Origin of the sequence: Sphingobium sp. IP1, from assembly GCF_002708645.1 — a bacterium.
GTDB lineage: Bacteria > Pseudomonadota > Alphaproteobacteria > Sphingomonadales > Sphingomonadaceae > Sphingobium > Sphingobium yanoikuyae.
Genome location: NZ_NOIW01000035.1, coordinates 17,099 through 35,689 on the forward strand (window position 1 = coordinate 17,099; position 18,591 = coordinate 35,689).

Here is an 18,591-nt window from a genome sequence, read left to right on the forward strand (position 1 = left end):
TGATGCGCATGAAGCGCCAGATTTTGGGGCACTATGGCAAGGGCATGAGGGGCGGCGCCGTCGCGGCAGCGGCGATGCTGCTCGCCGGCTGCTCGACCGTGGAGGATGCTCCGCGCGGCGAAGCTGCCTATGCGTTGATGCCTGCGCCCGCCGCGGTGGGTCGCGACTATGTCATCAGCCCCGACGATGTGCTGCGCGTCCAGGTCTATCATGAGCCCGACCTGTCGCTGGAGGATGCGCGGGTCAGCGCGGCGGGCATGGTCCGCATGCCGCTGGTCGGCGATGTGTCGATTGGCGGGCTGACCGCCGGCGAGGCGTCGGACGTGATCGCCGGTAGGCTGGGCGAGCGCTATCTGGTGTCGCCGCAGGTGACGGTGTTCGTGAAGCAGGCGGTCGGTCGCCGCATCACCGTCGATGGCGAGGTGCGCGAGCCCGGCCTGTTCCCGATCGAAGGACGGATCGGCCTCATCCAGGCGGTAGCGCTGGCCCATGGCCCGACCCGGCTGGCGAGCCTGGGGCAGGTGGTGGTGGTCCGCACCGTCGAGGGGCAGCGCCAGGCCGCGACATTCGACCTGGGCGCCATTCGCAAGGGCGAAGCGCCCGATCCTGAAATATTGCCCGGCGATCTGGTGATCGTCGGCCTGTCGCGCGCCAAGGCTATCCTTGGCGGCGCGCTGATCGCCATTCCCGCCGTCGCGACCGGCTTCATCGCCATAGACGGAGGCAATTGATGGTGTCCCGGATCATCGAACTGGAACAGCGTCAGGCCGGCGAGGAAGATCGCACCACCCGCTTTGTCGAGAGCGCGCGCGGTACATGGACCGTGGTGCGGCGGCACCGCGTCATCCTGTTCGTCACCATGGCGCTCTGCGTGCTGGCGGGCGTCATCTATATCCTGCTATCGACGCCCGACTATCGCGCGACCGCCTCGGTCGAGGTGGAGGATGTGCCGGCGGGGGCTGCCGGCGCCGGCGCGATGCAGAAGCCGGTCAGCGCCGCCGACACCGAAAGCATGATGCAGACCGAGCTGGAAGTGCTGCGCAGCCGGGCACTGGCCGAGGATGTCGCGCGCGATCTGGCGCTGGTCGGCAGCCCGGTCTTCTTCCAGGGCATGGATGCGCGCCGGCCGGCACAGGGGCAGGGCAGCCTGACCCAGCGCCAGGTCGAACATGAGCAGGTCATCAAGCTGCTGCGCGACAATCTGCAGGTCGAACTGCCGGGCAAGTCGCGGGTATTACGCATCAGCTTCGTCAGCGCCGATCCGGCCTTGTCGGCGCGGGTGGCGAACAGCTATGCCGACAGCCTGATCCGGGCGGACCTGAAGCGCGGCTTTGAATCCGGCGTGCAGGCGCGTCGCTTCCTGCTGGGCGAGCTGGATGGCGCGCGCAAGGATCTGGAACGGGCCGAGCGCGATCTGGCGGTCTATGCCTCGCGCACTGGCGCGGTGCCGGCCGAGGCGGCTACGGACGAGGACAAGAAGAGCGACGGCAAGGATGCAAAGCCGGAGGCCGCGCCGGTGCCGGAAGGATCGACCGCGGCGCGTCTGGCGCAGCTCAACGCCTTCCGCGCGCAGGCGGTCGCCGACCGCATCGCCGCGCAGAAGCGCTGGGAAAGCGCGAAGGCGGCGAGCGCCGAGACGCTGCCCGAGGTGCTGGGCAACGGCGCCATGCAGCAGTTGATGGCGGAACGGGCGCAGGCGCGGGCGGCACTGGTCGAGGAGCGGCAGTTCCGCAAGGATGCCCATCCCGAAATGCGCGAGGCGCGGGCGCGGTTGGCGGCGCTCGACGACCAGGCCGAGAGCATGGCCAACACAATCCGCGCGTCGCTGCGCCAGGAATATGAGGTGGCGGCGCATGGCGAGAAGCAGATCGCTTCGGAAATCGCCGCGCTGGAAGGCGATGCACGGGTCGAGCGCGGCCGCGACATGCAGATGAGCATGATGAGCCGGTCGGTCGAGACCTATCGCCTGCTGCATGACAGCCTGTTGCAGCGTTATCGGGACATGGCGTCGCAAGCGGGCTTCCAGGCCGGCCGCATCCAGCCGCTCGACCGGGCGGCGGTGCCGACCACGCCCTTTGCCCCCCATGCCGGCCAGATCATGCTGGTCGCGCTGCTCGGCGGCATGCTGCTGGGCCTGCTGCTGATCGCGGCGCGGCACATGTTCGACGATGCGGTGACGTCGGCCGATACGCTGGCGGAGCGGGTCGACCTGCCGCTGTTGGGCGCAGTGCCGACCACCGGCGACCAGCCGAGTGCGCCCGACATCTTCGCGCCGATCGCGGCGTCGCTGCAACTGGCATCGGTTGCCGGCCTGCCGCGCTCCATCCTGGTTACCAGCGCGCAGGAGGAGGAAGGCAAGTCGCTGACCGTCAACGCGCTGGCCCGCGCGCTGGCGCGGCTGGACAAGAAGGTGCTAGTGATCGACGCCGACATGCGCCGGCCGGTGCAGCACAGCCTGTTCCGGGTGACCGCGACGCGCGGCATCAGCGAGGTGCTGACGGGCCAGGGCAAGGTCGAGGATCTGATCCTCGACAGCGGTGTCGCGGGCGTATCACTGCTGCCCTGTGGCGCGGTGCCGCCCAATCCGGCGGAACTGCTCTCCACCCCGGCGCTCGACGCGCTGCTGGGCGCGGTGCGCGACCGCTATGACACGGTGCTGATCGATGCGCCGCCGATCCTGGGCATGTCCGACGCGCAACTGCTCGCCGCCAAGGTGCAGGTCACGCTGCTGGTGGTCGAATGGGGCCGCAACCATCATGGCGGCCTGCGGGTGGCAGTGGAACGACTGCGCCGGGCCGGCGGCTCGATCGTCGGCGCCGTGCTGACCAAGGCGCATGGCCGGGCCTATGACTATGACTATCACCGGGGCGGCTAGAGCCTGATTGTTTAGGGCGCCTTGGCGGGCGCGCACGCAACCTTGTGGAGGCTGTAGCTGGCGAAGGGCTTTTCGGCATTTGCCTCATCCCGCGCGACGATGCTCCATGTCAGTTGCGTGCCTTTGATGCGCCAACGGTTGACGAAGGTCGCGTCGGGATAGGCATAGCCGATGTCGAAGCCATCGGGCTGGCTTTCGCCTTCGCCAAGGGCGGTGAAGGCGCCGCCGAAACTGTCGGCCCAGAAACCGATGATCGGATGGGATTTTTTGGTGCCGCCGAAGATCAGATGCGCGGCGTAGCGATCCCTGGGATCGGCCAGGGCGCTGCTTTCCACATCGAGTGCGAGCATGGCGTCAAGCGTGATGGGCTGACCGCGGATGGACACGCTGACCGGCTTGCCCATCACGTTGCCTTCGCCTTGCCAGCAGCCATTTAGCGCAAGGACCGCTTCGGGAACCGCGATCGTGCCGGATTCGGCGGCTTGAGCGGCCGTCGGCAATAGCAGCAAGGCCATCAGCTGCGCGCGCGATTTGCCGATCATTGATCCCCCTTGGTCAGTGTCCATCTGGTGTAGAACAAAGGGGGGGTGATGCAAGTCAGGACCGATGCCGGAATCGCCGCAGCCGGACGTAAAAAAAAGCCCGCCGCGCTGATGCGTGGCGGGCTTTTTTGCGATTTCGATCTGGTGGATCAGGCGCGGGCGAGCAGGCCTTCCACCAGGCCAGCGAACAGGCGCTGGCCGTCGGTGTTGCCATGGGCCGGTTCGATCACGCGCTCGGGGTGGGGCATCATGCCCAGCACATTGCCGGCTTCGTTGAGGACGCCAGCGATGTTGCGGGCCGAGCCGTTGATGTTCTGGGCGTAGCGCAGCGCGACGCGGCCTTCGCCTTCCAGCCGATCGAGCGTGGCGTCGTCGGCGAAATAATTGCCGTCATGATGGGCGACCGGGAAGCTGATCGCTTCGCCGGCGGCATAGCGGCTGGTGAAGGCGCTCTGGGCGTTCTCGACGGTCAGGGCGACGTCGCGGCAGACGAAATGGCCGCCGGCGTTGCGCAGCAGCGCGCCGGGCAGCAGACCGCTTTCGGTCAGTACCTGGAAGCCGTTGCAGATGCCCAGGACAAAGGCACCCCGGTCAGCGGCGCGGGCGACGGCCTGCATCACCGGCGAGCGGGCGGCCATCGCGCCGGAGCGCAGATAGTCGCCATAGGAAAAGCCGCCGGGCACGCCGATCAGGTCGATGTCGTCGGGCAGTTCGGTATCGCGATGCCACACCATGGTGGGCTTGGAACCGGTCGCAGCCTCGAACGCCACCGCCAGGTCGCGGTCGCAATTGCTGCCCGGAAAGACGATGACGGCGCTCTTCATGGCTCAGGCCACCTTTTCGATGCGGTAGTTTTCGATGACCGTGTTGGCCAGCAGCTTGCGGCACATGGCGTCGATATCTTCGTCGCTGGTGCCATCGGCCAGGTCCAGCTCGATGAGCTTGCCGGCGCGCACGTCGTTGACGCCGCCAAAGCCCAGGCCTTCGAGCGCGTGATGGATCGCACGGCCCTGCGGATCGAGGACGCCGCCCTTGAGAGTGACGAAGATGCGGGCTTTCATGAGGTGCAAACTCCTTGGCATGCCGCCCGCCGATGCGGGGGGATGAACTTTGCCGCTCCCCCTAGGCGCGGCGCGGCGCGCAGGCAAGAGATTATGACTTTCTTAGGAAGCTGAGGATAATCTGAGGCCGGAGTTTTTACAGGGATATGGGGCATGTCCGGTCTGGCACTGGCAATGTTTGTGGGGCTTTTTGCCTGGGGGCAGCAGATTGTGGGCTATGATGACCCGCATGGGCGGGTTCAGTTGGCTCTGTTCGCAACCTTCTGCTTCGGCCTGCTGGTGGGCTATCGCGCCAAGTCCGCCTGAGGATCAGGGGCGATAGCGGCTGGGCGAGACGCCCAGCGCCCGCTTGAACATGGTCGAGAAATTGGCCGGCCCGTCATAGCCCAGATCCAGCGCGATCGTCGTGATCGGTTCGCCCGCCGCCAGCCGGGGCAGGGCCGCCGACAGGCAGGCCTGTTGCCGCCATTGCGCGAAGCTCATCCCCGTTTCCTGCCGGAACAACCGGGTGAAGCGACGCCGGTTCATCGCCAGCGCGTCGGCCCATTGGTCGATCGTCACATGCGCATCGGGGCGTTCGACAAAGGCGTGGCAGCGCGCCGCAAGCGCGGCATGGCGCGGGAAGGGCACAGCAAGCGGGATCAGAGGCGCCCGCTCGATCTCCGCCACCAGCAACCGCATGACCAGGCCATCGCGCGCCGCTTCCGCATATTCGACCGGAACATGGGCGGCCTCCACCAGCAACTGGCGCAGCAGCGGCGACACGCCGAGCACCCGGCAGGACCGGGCCAGGCCGGGATGGACGGCCTGGTCGACCAGCACGCTACGCGTCTGCACCGCGCCGACCATCCGCACCGCATGGGGCGTGCCGCCAGGAATCCAGACGGCCCGTTCGGGCGGAGCGACCCAGGCGCCCTGCGGCGTGCTGACCGCGACCACGCCGGACGCGGCATAAAGCAATTGCCCGCGGCGATGCTGATGCTCGGCCAGTTCGAAGGAGGGCGGATAATCATTGCCGATGCCGACCACCGGCCGGGGCACATGCTCATGATCGTCCGGGTGCCGCTGATCCATGATTGTCCTGATCGCAAAAGAGATTGGCCCATATGCGGAAGCGGGACGAGAAGGGAAGCGCTAATCGGTCCGGCCTCAGAAAGGAACGGACAATGAAAGAGACGCGGATAGACAGGGTTGGGATAGAAAAGGCAGGCGCACAATTGGCAGCGGGCGGCACGGCATTTGGCGTGATCGTGGCGATCAGCTTCTGCCATCTGCTCAACGACATGATGCAGTCGCTGCTTCCCGCCATCTATCCGGGCCTCAAGAGCGAGCTACATCTGAGCTTCGGCCAGATCGGCATGGTGACCCTGGTCTATCAGATTACCGCGTCGATCCTGCAGCCGATGATCGGCCTCTATGCTGACAAGCGGCCGACGCCGATGGCGCTGCCGGGCGGCACGCTCTTCTCGCTGGCGGGCCTGACCGTGCTATCGATCGCGCACAGCTATGGACTGGTGCTGGTCGGCGCGGCGCTGCTGGGCGTCGGATCCTCGGTCTTCCACCCCGAATCCTCGCGGGTGGCGCGGATGGCGGCCGGCGGTCGCCATGGCCTGGCCCAGTCGCTGTTCCAGGTCGGTGGCAATGCGGGGCAGGCGCTGGGGCCGCTGGCGGCCGCGCTGGTCGTGGTGCGCTGGGGCCAGTCGAGCCTGGCCTTCTTTGCGCTGCTGGCGCTGCTGTCGGGCGCGGTGTTGTGGAATGTCGCCAACTGGTATCGCCATCATGGCCTCAGTCGGCTGCAGGTCGGTGGCGCTGGCGCGCTGCATATCGAACTGCCACGCGGGCAGGCGGCGCGGGGCATCGCCATCCTGCTGGCGCTGATCTTCTCCAAATATGTCTATCTCGCCAGCCTGACGAGTTATTACACCTTCTACCTGATCCAGCGGTTCGACCTGTCGGTGCAGAATGCGCAACTCCATCTGTTCGCCTTCCTGGCGGCGGTGGCAGTGGGTACGGTCGCGGGCGGGCCGCTGGGCGACCGGTTCGGGCGCAAATATGTGATCTGGTTCTCGATCCTGGGGGCGCTGCCCTTCACGCTGGCGCTGCCCTATGCCGGGCTGTTCTGGAGCGGGCCGCTGACCGTCATGATCGGCCTGATCCTCGCCTCCGCCTTCCCCGCGATCGTCGTGTTCGCGCAGGAACTGGTGCCGGGCAAGGTCGGCATGATCTCGGGCCTGTTCTTCGGCTTCTCCTTCGGCATGGGTGGGCTGGGCGCGGCCGGGCTGGGCTGGTTGGCCGACCATAGCAGTATCGAGATGGTGTTCCGTGTCTGCGCCTTCCTGCCGGCGATCGGCCTGCTCACCGCCTTCCTGCCCAATCTGGGACGCGAACGGAACTGAATGTCACGGGCGGGGCGGCTCAGGTCGCCCCGCTTATTCTCTTTGCCGGCAACTGCTTATAAGGCTGGGGCATGAGTCCCGACCTTCTCTATCTCGCCTGTGCCATCATCGCCGTCATCATATCGGGGCTCGCCAAGGGCGGCTTTGCCGGTGTCGGGGCGCTGGCCATGCCGATCATGGCGCTGGGCGTCGATCCGGTGCGCGGCGCGGCGATCCTGCTGCCGATCCTGATCCTGCAGGATGCGGTCAGCGTCTGGGCCTTCCGCCGCTGCTGGGACGGGCATATCCTGGCGGTGATGCTGCCCGGCATGGCGATCGGCGTCGGGCTGGGCTACTGGTTCGCGGCGCAAGTCTCCGAAACCGCGGTGCTGGGCGCGCTCGGCGCCATTTCCACCTTGTTCGGGTTGCAGCGGCTCTGGGTCGAGCGGGGCGGGGCGATCGTCCTGCCCTCGACCTCGCCGGGCTGGGTCGGCACGCTGTTCGGCGTCGCAAGCGGCTTCACCAGCCAGATCGCCCATGCCGGATCACCGCCCTTCCAGATGTGGGTGCTGCCCAAAAAGCTGCCGCGCGACATGCTGGTCGGCACCACGGCTGTCGCCTTCGCTGTCATGAATTGGATGAAGGTGCCGGCCTATGCTGCGCTGGGGCAGTTCACCCATGCCAATCTGATGGCGACGGCGCTGCTGGTGCCGGTGGCGGTGGTCTCGACCTTCGCCGGCGTCTGGCTGGTGCGGCGGGTGGACGCTGCGCGCTTCTATACGCTCATCTATGTGCTGATGGTGCTGCTGGGGCTCAAGCTGATGGCGGATGCGATCCTCGCCTGAGACCCAAAAAAAAGGCCGGCGCTGTGGCCGGCCTTTCTATCTTCAGTCCTTCTCGCGCTTCTTGCGATGCGTGTCGAGGTCGAGGACGGTGGTGTCCAGCCCTTCGGGCAGCAGGCCCAGACGGCGGGCCACTTCCTGATAGGCTTCGACTTCGCCGCCGAGGTCGCGACGGAAGCGATCCTTGTCCAGCTTCTCGTTGGTCGCCATGTCCCACAGGCGGCAACCATCGGGGCTGATTTCATCGGCCAGGATGATGCGGCTGTAGTCGCCGTCGTAGAGGCGGCCGAATTCCAGCTTGAAGTCGATGAGGCGGATGCCGATGCCGGCGAACAGGCCGCACATGAAGTCGTTGATGCGGATCGCCATGTCGGCAATGTCGTGCATCTCTTCCTGCGTGGCCCAGCCGAAGCAGGCGATATGTTCTTCGGAGATCAGCGGGTCGCCCAGCGCATCATCCTTGTAGCAATATTCGATCAACGTGCGGGGCAGCTGGGTGCCTTCCTCGATGCCGAGCTTCTTCGACAGCGAACCGGCGGCAACGTTGCGCACCACGACCTCGATCGGCACGATCTCGACCTGGCGGACGAGCTGTTCGCGCATGTTGAGGCGGCGGATGAAGTGGGTCGGCACGCCGATCTGGCCGAGCAGGGTGAAGATATGCTCGGAAATCCGGTTGTTGAGCACGCCCTTGCCCGAAATCGTGCCCTTCTTCTGGGCATTGAAGGCGGTCGCATCATCCTTGAAATATTGGATGATCGTGCCGGGCTCGGGGCCTTCGTAAAGGATCTTTGCCTTGCCTTCGTAGATCTGGCGGCGACGGGCCATGCGCGTTCCTGTCTTTTTCTTACAAAAGATTTTGCCCCGGCAAACGCGAATCGGAAAGGATCAGCGGGTGCCGGGGCTGCTTGGGCAGGCCCATAGAGCAATATAGGCGGGGGTGCAATTGTTCCTCCCCGCAAGCGGCGAGGGGGACCGCCGCGTAGCGGTGATGGAGGGGGTGCGCCACGACGCACCGCCCCTTCGTGATCGCTGCGCGATGCGACCTCCCCGCAAGCGGGGAGGATTACGCCCCCTTCATCTTCCGATATTCGTCGAACAGGCCAAGGAAGCGGTCGATGTCCGCCTTGCTGAGGAAATAGGGGGTGGCGAGGCGCAGCTTGCTGGGGTTGCCGCCGCGAATACGCACCTTGTGATTTTTCCAGAGCCAGTCCTGCAATTCCATCCGCTGCACGGGCGGCACGTTGACGGTCGCGATCGCGCAGCGCAGCGCCGGATCGGGTGAGGTCCAGTCCTGCGCGCCGCGCTTCATCATCTCGGCATGGATATAGTCGGCGAGCATGCGGTTGCGCGCCTCGATCCGGTCCATGCCGATGCTGTTGGCGAAGCCGATCGCGGCATTGAGGCCCATCAAGGTCGGGATGCAGGAGGAACCGATCTGCATGTAACGGTCCGCCATGCGGGCCGGGTCGTCATAGCCGCCGGTCGCGATCGTGTTCCAGACCCGGTCCATCACGCTTCTGTCGCGCAGGTAGAGGAAGCCGGTGCCCTTGGTCGCGAACAGCCATTTGTGCATCGACCCGGTATAGAGGTCGCAGCCGATATCGTTGAGGTCGACCTTCATCATGCCCGGCGCATGGGCACCGTCGAAGGCGGAGATGATCCCCTTCGACCGGGCGAGCGCGGCGATCTCCTTCGCCGGCAGCACCACGCCGGTCGAGGTGCTGATATGGCTGACGAAGATGATCCGGGTTTTCGGCGTGATCGCGTCGTTGATGCGGTTGAGGATCTCGGCCGCGTTCTTCGCCGGCTTGGGCATGGCGAATTTCTTGACCACCACGCCATAGCGGCGCGACCGCAGCATCCAGGGCATTTCGCCCGATCCATGTTCCTCGTCGGATATCAGCACCTCGTCGCCCGGCTTCATGTCGAAGCCATTGGCGATATAGCTGTTGGCCTCGGTGCAGTTGCGCAGGATCGCCATCTGCTCGACCTTCGCGCCCATGAAGTCGGCGAAGGGCTTGCGATACTGGTCCCAGGCGCCATAGCCCCAGATCGGATAATCCTCCGACCCTTCCTGGGTCATCTGCTCGGTCGTCTCGAACCCGTCGAAGATCGCCTTCAATACCGGGCGCGGCGAGGAGCCGACCGTGCCGACATTGAGGTTCACGACATCGGCCGGGATCAGGAACTGTTTGCGCAGCGCCGCCCAATAGGCGTCTTCATTCTTCGCATGGAGATCGGCGGGCGGCAGCGGCACGCTGGTCAGCGCTTGCGCCCCGATCGGCGCGGCGAGCGAGGCGGCAGCGGCGCTGCCCAGGAAGGAACGGCGATCGAGCATGGACATCCCCCATTTGGCGCTCCCGAAGCCGGAGCGGCATCATGTCTGCCGCTGGTTCAACGAGGCGCAAGGGGAAATCCGCAGGGGATGCGCTACAGCACGTCGCCGAACATGAACCAGATCAGCGCCAGCCAGGCAATCAGGCCGATGCTGCCAATGATCACGCCGGATTTGGCGCTGATGGCGGCCCACAGGCCGCGCGGTTCGTCATCATCTTCGCTATGCATGGCACCGGCCTAGCGGGACCGGTGCCTGATCTCAATCATTCGGTCGCCGGTTCCGGTTCGGCCTCCGGCTCTTCCTGGCGGGTGGCCGCCAACCGATCGGTGAAGGCGCTGCGCCACCAGCTGATATCCTGTTGCTCGACGCTGTCCATCATCGCCCGCCAGCGCCGCTTGCGCTCGTCGAGCGGCATGGCCAACGCCCGGTCGATCGCGTCGGACATCTCTTCGGGGCTATAGGGGTTGATGAGCAGCGCATCCTTGAGCTGCATCGCCGCGCCGGCGAAGCGGGACAGGATCAGGACGCCGGGATCGTCCGGGTTCTGGGCCGCGACATATTCCTTGGCGACCAGGTTCATGCCGTCGCGCAGCGGCGTCACCAGCCCGATTCGGGCGGAGCGATAGATGCCGGCCAGCTTGTCGCGCGGATAGCCCTGGTTGACGTATCGGATCGGGGTCCAGTCGACATCGCTATATTCGCCGTTGATCCGCCCGGCGAGCGAGTCCAGCGTGGCGCGGATCTGCTGATAGCTTTCCACCTCGCCGCGCGAGGGCGGGGCGATCTGCGCCAGTACGACCCGGCGATGATGTTCGGCATGATCCTTCAGGAAGCGGGCATAGCCGTTGAACCGTTCTTCCAGACCCTTGCTATAGTCGAGCCGGTCGACGCCGACGATCAGCGAGCGATCCTGCAGCGAGGCGCGAACCTGGCGGTGCATCTCCACCGCCGCGTCGCTGGCGGCGGCCTGCTTGAATTCCTCGGCATTGATGCCGATCGGGCAGGCGACGGCCTGGATGGTGCGACCGCCGACGGTGACGAAATCGCCATCCACGGTGCCGCCCATCTCGCGCTCGACATAATGGCGGAAGGATTCCAGCCATTCCTCGGTATGGAAGCCGATGACGTCATAGGCGAAGAGGGTGCTCACGAGCTTGGTATGGTGGGGCAGGGATACCAGCAGGCGGGTCGGCGGCCAGGGAATGTGCAGGAAGAAGCCCATCCGGTTCTGATGGCCCCGGTCGCGCAGCATCTGGCCCAGCGGGATCATGTGATAATCCTGCACCCAGATAATGTCTTCCGGTTCGATCAGTGGGCTGGCGGTGTCGGCGAAGCGCTGGTTGACGCGATTGTATCCGCCCTCGAAATCGCGGGCATATTCGGCCAGGTCGATGCGATAATGGAACAGCGGCCACAGCGTCTTGTTGGCATAGCCATTATAATATTCGTCGACATCCTGTTCTTCCAGGTCGATCGTCGCGGTCTTCACCCCGTCATCGTCGGCAAAGCCGATATGGCCGGTGAAATTGTCGGTCGTGCCGCCCGACCAGCCGACCCAGATGCCGCGGCTTTCGCGCAGCGCCTGGGCCAGCGCCACGGCCAGCCCGCCCTGATTGGCGGCGCCATTGGGGCGACTGACCCGGTTGGAAATGACTATCAGGCGGCTCATCGCATCACGCTCCACGGTTTGCTCAGCAAGACGGCGCAGTTGATGATGCCGACCAACGAATAGGTTTGCGGGTAATTGCCCCAGAGTTCCCCATTATGGGGATCGATATCTTCGGACAGCAGGCCGGCGGCGGTGCGGCGGGACAGCATCTCCTCGAACAGTTCGCGAGCCTCCTCGGTCCGGCCGGTGCGATGCAGCGCCTCGATCAGCCAGAAGGTGCAGACATTGAAGGCGGTGACCGGCTCACCGAAATCGTCCGGCGCGCTGTAGCGCAGCATGTCGTTGCCGCGACGCAGATCCTTTTCCAGTGCTTCGAGCGTGCCGGTGAACATCGGATCATCAGCGGTCAGGAAGCGCAGGTCGAGCAGTTGCAGCAAAGACGCGTCGCGCGCGTCATCCTCGAAATTGGCGGAGATCGCCTTGCTGTCGGCGCGCCAGGCGGATTCGATGATACGGGCGCGCATGGTTTCGGCGCGATTTTCCCAATGGGCGGCGCGCAGCGGCAGGTCGAGCGCGGTGGCGGCATGCGCCAGTCGATCGCAGGCGGCCCAGCACATCACCGCGCTGTAGCTGTGAACATGGGCGCGGGTGCGCAATTCCCACAGGCCTGCGTCCGGCTGGTCATAAACCTGCCAGGCGCGTTCGCCCACCGCCTCCAGTGCCTCGAAATCGGCATGGCCGGCCATGCGTAGCAACCGTCGGTCGATGAAGCCCTGGACCGAGGACAGGACGATCTGGCCATAGGCGTCATGCTGGATCTGTTCATAGGCGGCATTGCCGACCCGTACCGGCCCCATGCCGCGATAGCCGGGCAGATGCGCGGCCTCCCATTCATGCAGCGTTGCATTGCCGCGCACGTCGTAGAGCGGCTGGATATGGCCGCCCTTGGCGCCGTCGACGATGTTGCGCAGATAGACGAGATAGGTTTCCAGCACGTCGAGGGCGCCGAGCCGGTTCAGTGCCTCGACCGTATAATAGGCGTCGCGCACCCAGCAGTAGCGATAGTCCCAGTTGCGGCCGCTGTCGGCATGTTCGGGGATGGAGGTAGTGAGCGCGGCGACGATCGCGCCGGTTTCCTCATGCTGGCAGAGCTTGAGCGTGATGGCGGAACGGATCACCGCCTCCTGCCATTCGGGCGGGATGGCAAGGCCGCGCACCCAGAGCTGCCATTCGAGGATGGTGTCGTCCAGCATCCGCTCGATCGCCGGGCGCAGCGCGTCGGAAAACCCCTCGTCCGGCCCCATGAAGAAATGCATGTCCGATTCCAGCCGGAACCAGCTTTCCTGTGCGATCAGGCCGATCGGCGCGTTGGTCGATATCCGCATCGCCATGTAGGACAGGACCATGCGGATATGGTTGGAGCCGTAGGTGACCGGGACATTTTCCTTGCCCCAGCTGGTCGTGGGGCGCAGGCGAACGCGGATGCGCGGGCTGCCGGCGGCGGGGCGGACGATGCGGGCGAAGGCGACCGGGCGATACATGCGGCCCTTATGCTTGTGGCGCGGGCAGAAATCGAAAATCTCGATCGCATTGCCCTGGCCGTCGCTCTGGCGGGTGACCAGGATCGGCGTGTTGCGGATATAATGCTGCTCGACCGCGACGCAATTTTCCAGCTCGATCGCCCAGAAGCCGCGCGCTTCCTTGCTGTCCCAATGCTTGTTGTCGAGCAGGGCTGAGAAGACGGGGTCGCCGTCGACCCGTGGCACGCAGGCCCAGACCATGCGCCCGGCGCGGTCGATCAGGGCGGATGCCTGGCAGTTTCCGATCGGCCAGAGGTCGAGATCGCGCTCGTTTCCGGCCAGGATATGGTCGCTGGTATCGATGATGTTCGGCCCCCTTCGTTCATGCGAATGGTGGCCGCCGGTCAGATGATCGCGGCGACCCCCTGCGCCAGATAATGCCTGACGGCGGCAACCTGTTCCAAGCCGAAGGCCGCGTGCGTGTGCCGCGCGGGCCCGACCAATATGCCATGGCCGCCCAATTGCGCGGCGGCGGCGAAACCTTCCTCGTCCGTGACATCGTCGCCGATGAAGATCGGCGTGCCGCCGGCCATCGGCGCCTGCTGCATCAGGCGGGTGACGGCGCTGCCCTTGTCGGCGCCGCCGGGGCGCAGTTCGAACAGCATCTTGCCCGCCTGCACGGCCAGGCCATGTTCTTCTGCAAGCTGATGGGCAAGCAGGCCGGCGGCCTCGCCACAATCAGGGGCGCCACGGAAATGGAGGCCGACGCTGATCGACTTGCGTTCGACCAGAACGCCCGGACGGGTGTCGGCAAAGATGTGGAAGGCCCGTTCGACCGCATCGATGGCGGGCAGGCGGGGCGGCGCATCCGGCACTTCGCCGGGCGCGGCAAATTCAAGGCCATGGGTGCCGGCGAGCAGGAAATCCTGAAAGCCGAAATCGCGCAGCGTGGCGATCGACCGGCCGCTGACGATGGCGAGGCGCCCGTCCAGCTTGCGCCGCAGCGCCGCCAGCAGGGCGAGCAGATCATCATCGACATGCACCCCGTCGGGCGTATCCGCGATCGGCGCCAATGTCCCGTCGAAATCGAGGAACAGGGCGGCGCCGGTCAGCAGCGCGGGCGGGGGAGCGGGAAGATCGGGCAGAGGGGGAAGAGCGGTTTCGGGCACGGCCTAAAGGTGGCGCCTGTACCGGAAACCGCAACCCCTGTTTTGCCCCTTGCCGGGATTTTCACGATTGGCAGGGGCGCTTGCATTGGCGTTCATCGGCCCAGGGCGCGCTCCATTCGATGCGGTGAAGCACCCGAAATGCCTGCATCACGCGATGCAGGAAATGGTCGGCGCTCTTGCTGATTTCTTCATGGCTGTCGTTCCACAGCCGGGCGTCATATTGATCGCGCATCACTGTTCCTTCCGTCCATGATCATCGCCGGGCGCGGAGGGCCGCCGGCACCGCTGTCTCTGCCCGAACGGCACCCTTGGCGCCAACAAAAGCATGGACAGCATAGATAAGCCTAGCTTATCGAATGGCGCATGTCGCCGCTGCCGCCCCTGTCCGCCATTCGTGTGTTCGAGGCCGCCGCGCGGCTGGAGAATTTCACGGCCGCCGCGCAGGAGCTGGGGATGACCCAGGCGGCGGTCAGCTATCAGGTGAAATTGCTGGAGGAGCGGCTGGGCATCAGCCTGTTCCAGCGGACCGGGCGCAAGGTGGCGCTGACCGAGAAGGGGCGCGAGATCGCACCGATCCTGACCCGCGCCTTCGACCAGATGCGGCAGGGCTTTGCCGCACTGACCCAGGATCATTCGGCGGTGCTGAGCATAAGCTGCACCAACAGTTTCGCGCATCTCTGGCTGGCGCCGCGCATCGGCGCCTTCCAGATGCGCCACCCGAACCTCGCCGTGCGGATCATGGCGGATGACGCGGTGGTCGATCTGGCGCGCGACGGCATCGATCTGGCGGTGCGCGGCGGCAAGGGGGAATGGCCGGGGCTGGAGGCGAAGCTGCTGACCCATAATCGGCTGGTGCCGATGTGCAGTCCGGCCTGGCGCGACCGGCACGGGCCGATCGCCGATGGGCAGGCGCTCCACGCCCTGCCGCGCCTGTCGCCCGACGACATGTGGTGGCATGAATGGTTCGCGGCGATGGGCGTGGAGGCCGACCCGGCCGATGGCCCGCCCGGCATCGCGCTCGACAGCCAGGTGATGGAGGGCCGCGCCGCGATCGCCGGGCAGGGGGTCGCCATCCTCAACCATTTCCTCTGGAAGGCGGAGGTGGAGGCCGGGCAACTGGTGGAGGCGGTGCCCTCCTATGTCCGCGAGATTGCCAGCTACTGGCTGGTCTATCCGCCCCACGCCCGCAACACGCCCAAGATCAAGGCTTTTCGCGACTGGATCAGCGCCGAGTTTGCTGCCGCCATCGCCGCCGACCCGGAGGCGCGTTTCTTGCCGCGTTGAGCGTTCATGCGTATATCTATGCGCATGTTGTATGCAGGGGTGCCGGTATGACCAAGCAGGAACGGATCGGAACGCGCAAGGCGACCAATCTTTCGCTCGACAGTGCCTTGGTGGAGGAAGCCAAGGCTCTTGGCATCAACCTGTCGCGTGCTTGCGAAGATGCCTTGCGGCAGGAGATCGCGGCAGAACGTGGTCGGCTATGGCAGGCGGAGAATGCCGAGGGGATCGCGGCGTCGAACGCCTATGTCGAGAAATACGGAATGCCGCTCGAAAAATATCGGATGTTCTGATGGCGCGCTTTCACGCGCACCGATTGCCCGACGGCGCCTATGTGCTGGACTGTCAGGCAGAATTATTATCGCATCTGACCACCCGCTTCGTCGTGCCGCTGGTGCCGATCGCGCAGGTCGGGACGCCGATGGCGCGGCTCAATCCGCGCTTCGATGTCGAGGGGCAGGAACTGGTGATGATGACGCAATTTTCCGCAGCGGTGTCGGCGCGTTTCATCGGCAAGCCGCTATTGTCGCTGGAGCAGCATCATTATGTCATCACCACCGCGCTGGACATGCTCGTAAGCGGCTATTGAGCAAATCCGTTTCCGTTTTGCCCCCGTCCTGCTAAGCCACTCCCGATGACCGATTTTCGCGACCCGTTCGACGCTATCAAGGACCATCCTTTCGACGCGGCGCTCTCGCAGCGCTATCTGGTCTATGCGCTCTCCACCATCACCGCGCGTTCGCTGCCGGACCTGCGCGACGGGCTGAAGCCGGTGCATCGGCGCCTGCTCTGGGCGATGCGCCTGTTGCGGATGGAGCCGGGCGGCGCGAACCCGGACGTACTGGTCGCCAATCCGGCGCGCAACACCACCAGCTACAAGAAATGCGCCCGTGTCGTCGGCGACGTCATCGGTAAATATCATCCGCATGGCGACGCCTCGGTCTATGACGCAATGGTGCGCCTGGCGCAGGATTTCTCGCTGCGCACGCCGCTGGTCGATGGCCAGGGCAATTTCGGCAATATCGACGGCGATAATGCGGCGGCCATGCGCTATACCGAGGCGCGGCTGACCCAGGCGGCGGCCGACCTGATGGCGGGCCTTGACGAAGGCACGGTCGATTTCCGTCCGACCTACAATGGCGAGGATGAGGAGCCGGAGGTTTTTCCCGGCCTCTTCCCCAATTTGCTGGCCAACGGCGCCAGCGGCATCGCCGTCGGCATGGCGACCAGCATCCCGCCGCACAATGTCGGCGAACTGCTGGATGCCGCCACCCTGCTGATCGACAGCCCGGAGGCGGACGACGCCGCGCTGATGGAGATCGTCAAGGGACCGGACTTCCCGACCGGCGGCGTGTTGGTCGATAATCAGGCGATCATTTCCGAAGCCTATCGCACCGGGCGCGGCTCCTTCCGCACCCGTGCCCGTTTCTCCACCGGCCGCAACGAGGACGGCAGCTGGGAAGCGGAAGGGATCGAGAAGCTGGCCGGGGGCACCTGGCAGCTGGTGATTTCCGAAATCCCCTATCAGGTGCAGAAGTCCAAGCTGATCGAGCAGATTGCGGCGCTGATCAACGACAAGAAGCTGCCGATCCTGGAGGATGTGCGCGACGAGAGCGACGAGGCGATCCGTATCGTCATCGTCCCCAAGAGCCGCAACGTCCCGGTCGATGTGCTTAAGGACAGCCTGTTCCGGCTGACCGATCTGGAAAATCGTTTTCCGCTCAACCTCAACGTGCTCGACGCTAGCCACACGCCGCGCGTGCTGGGGCTGCGCGCGGTGCTGGTCGAATGGCTCAAGCATCAGATCGAGGTGCTGGTCCGCCGGGCGCAGCACCGGCTGGAGAAGATTGCCGCGCGGCTGGAGCTGCTCGACGGCTATATCATCGCCTATCTCAACCTCGACCGGGTGATCGAGATCATCCGCACCGAGGATGAGCCCAAGGATGTGATGATGGCCGAATTCAGCCTGACCGACCGTCAGGCCGAGGCGATCCTCAACATGCGGCTGCGCAGCTTGCGCAAGCTGGAGGAAATGGAGCTGCGGCGCGAACATGCCGAGCTGGTCAAGGAACAGGCGGAGCTGGAAAAGCTGGTCGAAAGCCCGGCCAAGCAGCGTACCCGCCTGAAGCGCGACATTGCCGACCTGCGCAAGCGCTATGGCCCCGATACGGTGATCGGCCGGCGGCGCACGTTGGTCGAGGAAGCCGGCCCGGCGCGCGAGATCCCGCTGGAGGCGATGATCGAGCGCGAGCCGGTGACGGTGATCCTGTCCGAACGCGGATGGATTCGCGCGATGAGCGGGCATCGTGATCTGGCCGCGGCCGATACGCTGAAGTTCAAGGAAGGTGACGGCCCGCAATTCGCCTTCCACGCCTATACCACCGACAAGCTGCTGATGGCGACGTCGAGCGGGCGCATCTATACGCTGGGAGCGGACAAGCTGCCGGGTGGGCGCGGCTTTGGCGATCCGGTGCGGATGATGGTCGACATGGACGATCAGGGCGGCATCGTCGCGCTGATGCCGGCCAGGACGGGTGGGCAGTTGCTGCTGGCCTCCTCCGACGGGCGCGGCTTCCTGGCTGATGTGGCGGATATCCTGGCGGAGACGCGCAAGGGCAAGCAGGTGGTCAATGTCCGCACGGGCGCGAAGCTTGCCGTGGTGCATGCAGTCGATCCGGAGGCGGACAGCATTGCCGTCATCGGCGAGAACCGGAAGCTGCTGGTCTATTCGATCATCGAAATGCCCAAGATGGCGCGCGGGCAGGGGGTGCAGATGCAGCGCTATCGCGACGGCGGCCTGTCCGACGCGATCGCCTTCCGCCTGAGCGACGGGATCAGCTGGGCGATGGGCGGCGAGACGGGCCGGACCCGGACCGAAGCCGACATGACGCCATGGCGGGTCGCCCGCGGCGCCGCCGGTCGCATGCCACCGACAGGCTTCCCGCGCGACAACAAGTTTTGACGCAAATTCAGCAC

At 65.5% G+C, this 18,591-nt stretch carries 20 protein-coding genes; 9 read left to right on the forward strand and 11 right to left on the reverse strand.

The features are described 5' to 3' along the window. The first annotated feature begins 2 nt into the window (after positions 1–2). A complete protein-coding gene (locus CG471_RS13925) occupies positions 3–731 on the forward strand; it encodes a polysaccharide biosynthesis/export family protein (RefSeq protein ID WP_099232221.1) in 729 nt (242 codons plus the stop codon). Then, the gene (locus CG471_RS13930) at positions 731–2,875 is read left to right on the forward strand and encodes a polysaccharide biosynthesis tyrosine autokinase (RefSeq protein ID WP_037506583.1); all 2,145 of its coding nucleotides are present in this window, start codon (positions 731–733) and stop codon (positions 2,873–2,875) included. The genes CG471_RS13925 and CG471_RS13930 overlap by 1 nt, the downstream gene beginning before the upstream one ends. An 11-nt stretch (positions 2,876–2,886) precedes the next feature. On the opposite strand, the gene CG471_RS13935 is transcribed toward CG471_RS13930, so the two are convergent. The 3 genes from CG471_RS13935 to purS form a co-directional block, all read right to left on the reverse strand. Further along, on the reverse strand, positions 2,887–3,417 hold the full coding sequence (locus tag CG471_RS13935; RefSeq protein ID WP_099232222.1) for a hypothetical protein: 531 nt from the start codon (positions 3,415–3,417) through the stop codon (positions 2,887–2,889). A 149-nt stretch (positions 3,418–3,566) separates the two neighbouring features. After that, positions 3,567–4,241: a phosphoribosylformylglycinamidine synthase subunit PurQ gene (gene purQ / locus CG471_RS13940; RefSeq protein WP_004207359.1), complete on the reverse strand. Its 675-nt coding sequence runs from the start codon at positions 4,239–4,241 to the stop codon at positions 3,567–3,569. Between the two features lie 3 nt (positions 4,242–4,244). Then, positions 4,245–4,478 (reverse strand): phosphoribosylformylglycinamidine synthase subunit PurS, encoded by a 234-nt coding sequence (purS, locus tag CG471_RS13945; protein ID WP_004207358.1) that lies wholly within the window; start codon positions 4,476–4,478, stop codon positions 4,245–4,247. A gap of 153 nt (positions 4,479–4,631) precedes the next feature. Here purS and CG471_RS30680 point away from each other — a divergent pair, with 153 nt between their 5' ends. After that, positions 4,632–4,784, forward strand: coding sequence for a hypothetical protein (locus CG471_RS30680; RefSeq protein ID WP_004207357.1), 153 nt, complete (start codon positions 4,632–4,634; stop codon positions 4,782–4,784). Positions 4,785–4,787: 3 nt separating this feature from the next. Here the strand turns inward: CG471_RS30680 and CG471_RS13950 are convergent, their stop codons facing one another. Beyond that, positions 4,788–5,552, reverse strand: a complete 765-nt coding sequence (locus CG471_RS13950; RefSeq protein ID WP_099232223.1) for a helix-turn-helix domain-containing protein — start codon at positions 5,550–5,552, stop codon at positions 4,788–4,790. A 92-nt stretch (positions 5,553–5,644) separates the two neighbouring features. On the opposite strand from CG471_RS13950, the gene CG471_RS13955 reads away from it, so the two are divergent. Together CG471_RS13955 and CG471_RS13960 are read left to right on the forward strand one after the other, a co-directional pair. Then, on the forward strand, positions 5,645–6,874 hold the full coding sequence (locus CG471_RS13955; RefSeq protein ID WP_218964258.1) for an MFS transporter: 1,230 nt from the start codon (positions 5,645–5,647) through the stop codon (positions 6,872–6,874). A gap of 71 nt (positions 6,875–6,945) precedes the next feature. Further along, positions 6,946–7,698: a sulfite exporter TauE/SafE family protein gene (locus tag CG471_RS13960; RefSeq protein ID WP_099232225.1), complete on the forward strand. Its 753-nt coding sequence runs from the start codon at positions 6,946–6,948 to the stop codon at positions 7,696–7,698. Positions 7,699–7,740: 42 nt separating this feature from the next. On the opposite strand, the gene purC is transcribed toward CG471_RS13960, so the two are convergent. The 7 genes from purC to CG471_RS30685 form a co-directional block, all read right to left on the reverse strand. Then, positions 7,741–8,523, reverse strand: a complete 783-nt coding sequence (gene purC, locus CG471_RS13965) for a phosphoribosylaminoimidazolesuccinocarboxamide synthase (RefSeq protein ID WP_004207352.1) — start codon at positions 8,521–8,523, stop codon at positions 7,741–7,743. A 238-nt stretch (positions 8,524–8,761) separates the two neighbouring features. Continuing rightward, positions 8,762–10,036 (reverse strand): aminotransferase class V-fold PLP-dependent enzyme, encoded by a 1,275-nt coding sequence (locus CG471_RS13970; protein WP_099232236.1) that lies wholly within the window; start codon positions 10,034–10,036, stop codon positions 8,762–8,764. Between the two features lie 92 nt (positions 10,037–10,128). Further along, positions 10,129–10,263 carry a hypothetical protein gene (locus CG471_RS31340; RefSeq protein ID WP_004207350.1) on the reverse strand — a complete coding sequence of 45 codons (135 nt, stop codon included), beginning with the start codon at positions 10,261–10,263 and terminating at the stop codon, positions 10,129–10,131. Between the two features lie 35 nt (positions 10,264–10,298). Next, positions 10,299–11,705: an alpha,alpha-trehalose-phosphate synthase (UDP-forming) gene (gene otsA / locus CG471_RS13975; protein ID WP_004207349.1), complete on the reverse strand. Its 1,407-nt coding sequence runs from the start codon at positions 11,703–11,705 to the stop codon at positions 10,299–10,301. Next, positions 11,702–13,471: a glycoside hydrolase family 15 protein gene (locus tag CG471_RS13980; RefSeq protein WP_257211540.1), complete on the reverse strand. Its 1,770-nt coding sequence runs from the start codon at positions 13,469–13,471 to the stop codon at positions 11,702–11,704. Before CG471_RS13980 ends, otsA begins: the two co-directional genes overlap by 4 nt. A gap of 98 nt (positions 13,472–13,569) precedes the next feature. Then, positions 13,570–14,334 (reverse strand): trehalose-phosphatase, encoded by a 765-nt coding sequence (gene otsB / locus CG471_RS13985; RefSeq protein WP_099232226.1) that lies wholly within the window; start codon positions 14,332–14,334, stop codon positions 13,570–13,572. 61 nt (positions 14,335–14,395) lie between these two features. Further along, positions 14,396–14,566, reverse strand: coding sequence for a hypothetical protein (locus CG471_RS30685; protein ID WP_004207346.1), 171 nt, complete (start codon positions 14,564–14,566; stop codon positions 14,396–14,398). A gap of 131 nt (positions 14,567–14,697) precedes the next feature. Between CG471_RS30685 and CG471_RS13990 the strand changes: the two genes are divergently transcribed. Genes CG471_RS13990 through parC form a run of 4 tightly spaced genes read left to right on the forward strand, consistent with a single transcriptional unit; the run spans position 14,698 to position 18,577 of the window. Further along, positions 14,698–15,618, forward strand: coding sequence for a LysR substrate-binding domain-containing protein (locus CG471_RS13990; protein ID WP_180275707.1), 921 nt, complete (start codon positions 14,698–14,700; stop codon positions 15,616–15,618). Between the two features lie 47 nt (positions 15,619–15,665). Further along, positions 15,666–15,908 carry a type II toxin-antitoxin system CcdA family antitoxin gene (locus CG471_RS13995; RefSeq protein WP_097383428.1) on the forward strand — a complete coding sequence of 81 codons (243 nt, stop codon included), beginning with the start codon at positions 15,666–15,668 and terminating at the stop codon, positions 15,906–15,908. Next, positions 15,908–16,204 carry a CcdB family protein gene (locus tag CG471_RS14000; RefSeq protein ID WP_048939137.1) on the forward strand — a complete coding sequence of 99 codons (297 nt, stop codon included), beginning with the start codon at positions 15,908–15,910 and terminating at the stop codon, positions 16,202–16,204. Before CG471_RS13995 ends, CG471_RS14000 begins: the two co-directional genes overlap by 1 nt. Positions 16,205–16,249: 45 nt before the next feature. Next, a complete protein-coding gene (parC, locus tag CG471_RS14005) occupies positions 16,250–18,577 on the forward strand; it encodes a DNA topoisomerase IV subunit A (RefSeq protein ID WP_099232227.1) in 2,328 nt (775 codons plus the stop codon). The last annotated feature ends 14 nt before the right edge of the window (positions 18,578–18,591 follow it).